At 68.0% G+C, this 6164-nt stretch carries 5 protein-coding genes and 1 pseudogene (1 of these 6 cut by a window edge); 3 read left to right on the forward strand and 3 right to left on the reverse strand.

Features of this window, described 5'->3' with window-relative positions:
- A pseudogene (locus EFAMC1_RS10220) lies at positions 1 to 292 on the forward strand (IS481 family transposase); it begins 689 nt to the left of the window's first position.
- A 21-nt stretch (positions 293 to 313) separates the two neighbouring features.
- On the opposite strand, the gene EFAMC1_RS10225 reads toward EFAMC1_RS10220, so the two are convergent.
- A complete protein-coding gene (locus tag EFAMC1_RS10225; RefSeq protein ID WP_154054162.1) occupies positions 314 to 964 on the reverse strand; it encodes a TetR/AcrR family transcriptional regulator in 651 nt (216 codons plus the stop codon).
- A gap of 865 nt (positions 965 to 1829) precedes the next feature.
- On the opposite strand from EFAMC1_RS10225, the gene EFAMC1_RS10230 reads away from it, so the two are divergent.
- Positions 1830 to 2618: a transglutaminase-like domain-containing protein gene (locus tag EFAMC1_RS10230; RefSeq protein WP_154054163.1), complete on the forward strand. Its 789-nt coding sequence runs from the start codon at positions 1830 to 1832 to the stop codon at positions 2616 to 2618.
- Between the two features lie 551 nt (positions 2619 to 3169).
- Positions 3170 to 3655: a cation transporting ATPase C-terminal domain-containing protein gene (locus EFAMC1_RS11560; RefSeq protein ID WP_410054792.1), complete on the forward strand. Its 486-nt coding sequence runs from the start codon at positions 3170 to 3172 to the stop codon at positions 3653 to 3655.
- Between the two features lie 103 nt (positions 3656 to 3758).
- Here the strand turns inward: EFAMC1_RS11560 and nth are convergent, their stop codons facing one another.
- Together nth and EFAMC1_RS10245 are read right to left on the reverse strand one after the other, a co-directional pair.
- Positions 3759 to 4421 carry an endonuclease III gene (gene nth, locus EFAMC1_RS10240; RefSeq protein WP_154054165.1) on the reverse strand — a complete coding sequence of 221 codons (663 nt, stop codon included), beginning with the start codon at positions 4419 to 4421 and terminating at the stop codon, positions 3759 to 3761.
- Positions 4422 to 4438: 17 nt separating this feature from the next.
- The gene (locus EFAMC1_RS10245) at positions 4439 to 6013 is read right to left on the reverse strand and encodes a polysaccharide deacetylase family protein (protein WP_187324658.1); all 1575 of its coding nucleotides are present in this window, start codon (positions 6011 to 6013) and stop codon (positions 4439 to 4441) included.
- Positions 6014 to 6164: the final 151 nt, after the last annotated feature.

Consider the following 6164-nt stretch of genomic DNA (forward strand, 5'->3'; position numbering starts at 1 on the left):
CCCCGCGTACCACAGCCGCCTCTTCAACGAGTTCCTCAGCTCCGGGGGCGTCAGGCACAAGTACACGAGGCCGTACAGCCCCTGGCAGAACGGCAAGGTCGAGCGCATGAACCAGACGCTGGCCCGTGAGTGGCAGTACGTGCGGGCCTGGGAGAGCGAGGCCTCCAGGGCGGACGCCCTGGAGGCCTTCATCGACCACTACAATTGGGAGAGACCGCACAGCGCCTGCGGGGGCCTGCCGCCCATGTCGCGCATCGTCGGCGTAAACAACGTCATGGCACGCAACACCTAGGCCTCGATGCTCCCGTAAGCCTTAGGGCTCCGCCGACTCCGCCGGGAACGTCTGGCTGTCGAGCAGGATCTGCACGTACTCGCGGATGAGGTCGAGCCGCTCGGGGACACGGGCGTCGTGCGCGCTCATGAGGTTGAGCTGCCCATGAATCACAAAGTCGACGAGCGTCTCGGACTCGCGGACCTCCTTGCCACGCAGACGCGCGTCGTGCCGGACCGCCGCGAGCACGTGCGGGTACAGCCTGTGGCAGATGGCAAACGACAGGTGGTCGTGGAACATTCGGTTGCCCTTGGCGTGGAAGAACGCGTGATAGCGCCGACTCTCCTCGTCCGCCGGCTGCGAGAACAGCACGTCGAGCTTCCTGCCCAGCGGCAGGTCGGGGTTGTCGAGCACCTCGATGAGGGCGTTGGTGCACTCGATGACGTAGGCATCGAACGCCACGGAGAAGAGGTTCTCCTTGGAGTCGAAGTAGTGGTAGACGAGGCCGGGCGTGATGTCGGCCGCGCGCGCGATGTCGCGCATCGAAACGGCGTCGTAGCCGCGCGTCGTGAACAGGGCCATCGCCGCGTCCAGGATCTCCTGGCGTCGCTCGTCTGGCTGCTTGACCGTGCGCGGGCGAGCAGGGGTCTGCGCCTGGGCGCGGCGAGTCCTCGTCTGGGTCTTTCCCGCCATTGTCCCGCCTCCAAACGAATGTGTTTACCTCATGTTACCTTAAGTCGAAGCTTACTATTGACGCTTGTTCAACAACGATGCTAAGCCGCACGCGCCCCCCACGTCAACGATGATGTGCCAATCATGCCAAACGTCACGGACACGACACGAGCGGAGGCGTGGGAGACGCTCCGAATCACGAGCTGGGAGAGATTCGGCGCGCACCTGGGAAGCTGGCACCTGCTGCTGGTGACCGATGCCCGGGACGGCGCGCTCCAGCAGGCCCTTCGCCAGAGCGGTCTCGGGTCGGCCTGCGAGGTGACCTGGCGGACGGCGGCGCCTCGTAGCCAGGCGGCGGCTCACGACGCCGCGGCCTGGTCGGGGCTCACGAAGATGCCGAGACAAACGCCAGCTAAGGACAGACGCGAGAGGGCTGACCCCAACCCGTCTCCGCCACGGTCCGGCTCGTCTCGCTCGCCGCCTGCCTTTGCTGCCTGGGCATCATCGTTCGCGCGCTCACGGGCATCGTGGAGGCGGGCGCGTGGAGCACGCTCGCATAAGCCCTGCTCGGAGCTGCCGCCGCGCTCATCGTGGCACCCCCGCAGCGACATGCCGCACGCAGGGCGGCCACCGTCATGGACGCAACCCGGCGCTGGACCTCGGACGGTACCATCCGCTCTGACGCCACCGGCGCGCGACCCAGCATGAGCTATGCCGTCCACGGCCTCTTTGTGGCGCCCATGACCTCAGCAAACGAGGCGTCTCAGACGATCTTTCGGCTTGCCGACGAACTCGGCATCTTCAATGTGGAGACGGACCGGCTCCAAGCCTCAGCACCGACCAGCACGGCCGCTACCTCGCACTTCCCCAGGATCTTCCGGCGCAGGTGACCTCCCGGGTCGAGCAGGGCACCCAAGACCTCGCCGCCCTCTCCTCCCACAACGAGGTGATGCGGGAGGGGGCGGCCATGGCCTGGCTCGTGCGCTGGTTCGAGACCGGCGGCTTCACCTTCTCGCTTGATGCACCCGACGGCGACGGAACCAATAACCTCGAGGTAATCGGCGACTTTCTTGACAGGAGGAGCGACTACAGCATCCACTACGCCACCTCGCTCGCGGTGCCGGGTCGCGCGCGTGGCGTACCCACACGCGTGGCAATCGACCACCGGTCCGCCGAGACGAGCAGCGACGGGGCGCACGTCACCTCGAGCCGCTACCTCCACGCCTGGTGCGAGGCCTACATCCAAGACATCGACTGGCTCATGTTCGACACGGCGCCTGGCGTCGACTCAGGGGGTGTCGAGATTCCCGCGGGCACGGAGGCCACGACCTCAGCCGCAGCGGAGACGGAGGCAAACTCTACGGAGACGACCAATACGCCGCAGGTAGATGCCTCAACGACTCAGGAGACTCCCGAGATGAGCGCCACGCCCGCGGTCGAGACGGACGATTCGGCTGACGCCACGATGGCGGGGACCGCGGGTGCCGACGACGCCTTTGCCCCGCTCGAACCCGTGCTCGGCCTCCTGCGGGCGCACGCATGGGCCACACGCGTCCGCGAGCTTGCGCGGGCCACCTGCGCCGAGCGCTACGACGGCTCCACGGACACGCCGCCTTCACCCGGCCGACTCCTCGAGACCCTCGCCCTTCTCCGCAAGGCCCTGCGCAGGAGATAGCGGCCCCGCCGCTCTCAAACGAGAGGCATCCGCCGCGCCGCCCCAATCAAGAGGCGAGCATCCCACCGCTTGCCCCACCACCCACCGGAACCTCTCGGCCACATGTCTTAAAAGGACTTCTTGACAATCCCACGCTGGGTGAGTCCGCTCTTTCGCGGCCAAACGGTGCCGACCGCATGTGCGGGTCCGGCCCGCCCACCCCGCCGCCAACCGGTGGCCACCAGCCCAAGGAGCCGCGCTCATGGAGAGCAGTCATAGTACCAGCGCCCACGACGCGGCACCTCACCCGGAGCGTGCCAAGGCCCCGAGACCGGCAGCCCGGCAAGCTGGCCTCACCTTGCTGACAAGACCCCATATAATCGCAGGCAAACCACCATAGACACCCAGAGCAGTCGACAAGGTGCGTCTCTCGGAGGCACATGGCAAAACCCTGCCCTCGCCTTTGTCACGCCCCCACCGGACTCCCCAGAGACCCCGTCGCGGGCGCACGTCACCCTATCCCATCCGTCGGCACGTCCGCCGTGCCGAGCCCCGTCTAAGGATCAGGGGGTGTGCCATGTCGAAGAAGACGTTCGCACTCACCAGCCCGCGCAGCACCCTGCGCGCAGCCCGTTCCACCACAGTCACGAACCCCATCACCAGCCTGCCGCTTCGCCACCACGCGTCCGGCACCTCGCACACGTCCGCCAACCAGGGCACCGGCCAGCCCCGCCCAGGCGGCCCTCTTTGCGGCGCTCTTCCAGACCGGCTGGTTCGTCGAGTCGATGTGGACGCAGACGCTCGTGCTGCACATGCTGCGCACGGAGCTCGTGCCCGTGCTGCAGAGCCGGGCCTCGGCGGCGCTCACGGCCCTCACGGTCGCAGGTGTGGCACTGGTCTCGGCGCTGCCATTCGTGCCCGGCGCGGCGAAGGCGCTTGGCCTCGTGGCGCTGCCCGCCAGCTTCTTTGGGCTGCTCGCGCTGCTCATGGCCGGCTACTCCGCGCTCTCGGCCGCGGCCAAGGCCCTCTACGTGCGGCGCCACGGCAGCCTGCTCTAGCGCCCGATGGCCGGGCCCAGCCATTGGGTCCCGGCCATCCAGACACCGGCAACGCCCGGCATTCGCCCGAGCGCCGGCAACGCCCAACGCTTGCCCGGCCCCCCTACTTGCCCGGCGCGCTCGGACAGATGTCGACGAGCGGGCACTCTCCGCACCTAGGATTCTTCGCGCTGCATATCTCGCGGCAGAACCTGATCCACTGGTGGTTGACGTCGCGCCAGTACTCGTGCGGCAAGATCTTGAGCAGGTCCTGCTCGGTCTTGAGCGGCTCCGCGGCATGGGTCTTGGGAGAGAGCCGCATGCGGTGCGCGAGGCGGTTCACGTGCGTGTCGACCGCGATGCCCTCCACGATGCCAAAGCTCACGTTGAGTACGATGTTGGCGGTCTTGCGCCCCACGCCCGGCAGGCGCGTGAGCTCGGCCATCGTGTGCGGCACCTCGCCGCCAAAGTCGCTCGCGATCATCTGCGCCGCCTCGATGGCGTGGCGGGCCTTGGTCTTATAGAAGCCGAGGCTGTGGATGACCTCGCCCACCTCCTCGGGCGTGGCCTGCGCGAGCGTGGCCGGTGTGGGCCAGCGGCGGAAGAGCTCCGGTGTCACGCGGTTCACCTGCGCGTCCGTAGTCTGGGCGCTAAGCAGCACCGATATGACGAGGCGGTAGGGGCTCTCGTAGTCGAGGAAGCACTCGACCGGGCCATAGCGCCGGTTGAGCCGCTCGCAGACCTCTATCGCGCGGGCACGCTTCGCGGCGTTCGTCTCACGTGGCATGGAGCCTCCCCGTAGCCCTACTCGCTCTTGGGCATCCCGTAGGCAAGCAGCTCGTCCACGGTGATGAACTTGAAGCCCTCGGCCTTGAGCTTGGGCAGCGCGTCCTTGAGCGCGGCCACCGTCTCGGAGCGGTCCCCGCCGCCATCGTGCATGAGGATGACGTCGCCGGACTTGGCCGAGAGGATGGCCTGCTCGATCTTGTCCGCGCCGGGCTTGCGCCAGTCCTCGGTGTCGATGTTCCAGCCAACCTCAGCCGTGACCTTGTCCCTGAGCGTCGTGATGATCTGGCCGTGGTAGTTGCCGCCCGGCGCGCGCAGGATGCGGCTCGTCTTGGTACCGATGGCCTGGTCAATCGCGTCGAAGCCCTTCTCGACCTCGCTCACCTGCTCGTCGGCGGTCATGCGCGTGAGGTCCACGCCGCGGCCCGAGCCTGCCGCGTGGTCCCAGGTGTGGGTGCCGATCTGGTGGCCCTCCTCGTGGATGCGCTTCACCACGTCGGCGTTCTCGGCGATCTGGTTGCCGATCTCGAAGAACGTCGCGTGCGCGTCGTTGGCCTTGAGGATATCGAGAATCTCAGACGTGGTGGTGGGCCACGGGCCGTCATCGAACGTGAGGGCAATCACCTTGTCGTCGCCCGTGTCGGCCGTGTAGACGTGGTAGCCCGCGTCAACCGGCTGCTTGGTGACCTCGGTGACGGTCTTGCCCGAGACCTTGCCCGTCTTGGTGACCTGCTCGCCGTCCTCGCCGTCGGAGTAGATGTGAATCGAGCCCGCCCAGTAGTTGTTGAACGAGTTCACGTCAGAACCCGACTCGCCGTGAGGGACAGTCTCGGTCTGCTCGTCGTAGTCCTCGGTGGTGTCCTGGCCGTCGGAGATGGTAACGTTGGCGCCGCGCGGCACCACGAAGGAGGCGTCGTTGGTGGTCTGGTCGTTGACCTGCGCCTCGAGCTGGTCGCCACCGCCCTCCTTGGCAACCGAGCCGTCGACGGCCATGAGATTGCCGGCCTTGGGTGAGGCGTAGCCCTCCTTCACGATGTCGGCAAGGGTGGACCCCGCGCTCACCGTGCGCGCCGTCCCGTTCACGGTGATGGAGAAGATGGGCGGGTTGAGGTAGAGGTAGACGCCGCCCACGGCCAGCGCCAGCACGGCCACGAGCACAATGAGCAGCACCGGCTTGCGGCGGCGCGGGCGACGTTGCTGGCCGGGGACGCCCTGCCCGGGCAGGTCGCGATGCTTGCGGCGGGCCTTCTCGGAGCCGGGGCCCACCTGCTCGTGGCGCAGGTTCACCGCGCCCGAGGCGGGAGCGGCGTAGGGGCTCGACTCGCCTGCGCAGGAGCCCGCCCCACCGCCGGCCGCATACGGGTTGGATGACGGTGTGGAGCCGCCCTGGCCGAGGCCCCAGCCATACGGGTCCGGGACGTAGTCAGGCCCGTCGTCGGCGGGGGCGGGCTCGCTGGCGTCTGCCACAGCCCGAGACCCGCGCGCGTAGGGGCTCTCGCCCGGACGGGCCTCGAAGTCGGCTCGACTCTGTGGTGCCTGGGTGCCACGACGCTGGGAATCGACGCCGTTGGAGCCCGCGAAGTGCTTTGCCATAGCTCTCCCATCCAACCGGGGCAATGCCCGGGAAATGTGCCGTGCCCCCATCCTAGCCAAAAATGGTTGGATGCGCGCCACCCACACGAGAGACGCACGTCGCGCGCAGCCGCCCCGCGCAGCCGCCCCGCACGGCCGCCCCGCACGGCCG

It is taken from the genome of Olsenella uli (assembly GCF_901212675.1).
Classification (GTDB): Bacteria; Actinomycetota; Coriobacteriia; order Coriobacteriales; family Atopobiaceae; genus Parolsenella; species Parolsenella uli_B.

Bases quoted from the DNA above. Each gene is read 5' to 3' on its own strand.
- EFAMC1_RS10225 (WP_154054162.1), bottom strand. From the start codon at position 964: ATGGCGGGAAAGACCCAGACGAGGACTCGCCGCGCCCAGGCGCAGACC.
- EFAMC1_RS10245 (WP_187324658.1), bottom strand. From the start codon at position 6,013: ATGGCAAAGCACTTCGCGGGCTCCAACGGCGTCGATTCCCAGCGTCGT.
- nth (WP_154054165.1), bottom strand. From the start codon at position 4,421: ATGCCACGTGAGACGAACGCCGCGAAGCGTGCCCGCGCGATAGAGGTC.